Raw genomic sequence first — 1752 nt, forward strand, 5'->3', positions numbered from 1 at the left:
GGGGGCCCGTAGCTGAATAACTGTCAGAGTGGATCTGCTGGGCGATCTTCGTGGGGTGGCAGGCGGGCTTTGAGCTGTTCCAGGGTGCGGGCGGGTGATCCGGGCAGCGGGGTGACGGCGACACGGTGCAGGTCCAGAAGGCGATGGCCGTCTTGGAACTGGTTGGACAGGTTGGTGCGGCCGACGTCCAGCAGCTGGGCCAGGAGCGTGCTGGTGATCGCTCTTCGGCGGCGTAACAGAGCTGCCAGGAGGCGGTGGTAGTGGTCCAGGCTGCTGGTTTGAGGGTGGAGGTAGCTGCGTGGACGGTGGAAGCGTCGTTGGAAGGCCGCCTCGGCCAAGGCGTCCCAGTACGGTTCCGAGATTGCCGCCAAGCGGTCGAAGGCGGGCCGCAGCATTCCGGTCAGGGCCGGATCGGTGAGCATTGCGGTCAGGGCGGGATCGATCCGTCGTCTGCTCTTGAGTGACTCGGCAGGCCGGGGCGGGAGCGGTGCCAGGGTGTAGTTCCAGTCGCCGTGGGAGGCGTGGGGTGTGATCGGCAGGGCGTGGAACTCGGCGGGTGCGACCGCGGTGCCCAGGCCGTAGCTGCCCGTGTCCAGCTCGGCGCCGATCCACAGCCCGGTGCGGGTGGTCGTGGCGGCGATGGTCTCGATGACGACCTGGTAGCTGGTCAGCGGCCGGCCCCGCCAGTTCGCGGTGATGTGGCAGAACATCCGATGCTCGATCTTGTTCCACTTCGACGTTCCCGGCGGGAGGTGGCAGACGGTGATCTCCAGCCCGCTCTCCAGGGCGAGGGCGGCCAGGTGCTTCTTCCACGTCCAGCGGCGGGGGTCGTTGGAGCCACCGCAGTCGGCGGTGATCAGTAGCCGAGTGGCCTCCGGGTGGTCGGCCCGTCCGCGGTGCCGCCACCAGCGGCGGATGGATTCCACCGCGAATTCGGCGGTGTCGTGGTCGGTTCCGACGTTCACCCAGCCGGTGTTGCGGGCGATGTCGTAGATCCCGTAAGGGATGACGACCGGTTGATCGTTGGTGGTGAAGGTGTGGCAGTCCACGCGTATCGGGTCCTTGCCCGGCCGCCAGGTGCGACCGGGCCGGTCGCGGTTGCCGAGCCATTCCTTGGCCTTGGTGTCCACGCTGATCACCGGCTGGTGATCGTCGAGGAAGGCTGTGGCGGTGGCGTTCAGGCGGGCAAATTGGGCGTCACGATCCGTATGGCCGGTGCCTTCCGAGGTCTTGGCGGTGCCTTGCAGGCTGTATCCCAGGGCGTGCAGCAGGCGTCCGACGGTCGCCGCGCTGACCGGGTGGCCCTGTGCGGTCAACGCCGAGGCCAGGGTCCTCAGCGAGAGCGTGGTCCAGCGCAACGGTGAGACCGGATCACCCCGGGTGTGCGGCTCGATCAGGGCCTCCAGCGCGGGCCGCAGGCCCGGGTCGGTGGCCGTCAACCGTTTGCGGCCGGCTCCCGGGGCTCTGATCCGCCCGGTCGGCAGGGGACCGCCGGACAGCTCGGCGATCCCTCGCGCGACGGTGGCCGCACTGGCGCCGGAAGCGGCGGCCACCAGCGCGATCCCGCCATGCCCGATCGCGCCGGCCTCGCTGGCGAGGTAGAGCCGGCGACGGCGCTCGTCGAGGTGGGGCAGGAGCTGATCAAACTTGGCCTTCAGAGCCGCAACGGAGACCCGGTCGACCGTACGCGCAGCCATACCTTCAGTGTTCCGCCAACACCCGCCCACCGAGCACTAATTGAAATACAGGCCC

General features: G+C 68.9%; 1 pseudogene. It reads right to left on the reverse strand.

The annotated features are described in order from the left end of the window. A pseudogene (locus ACTWQC_RS35725) lies at window positions 1–1697 on the reverse strand (ISAzo13 family transposase); the annotation flags it as partial. Window positions 1698–1752: the final 55 nt, after the last annotated feature.

Origin of the sequence: Streptomyces sp. 8N616 (assembly GCF_052246385.1) — a bacterium.
Taxonomy (GTDB): Bacteria; Actinomycetota; Actinomycetes; order Streptomycetales; family Streptomycetaceae; genus Streptomyces.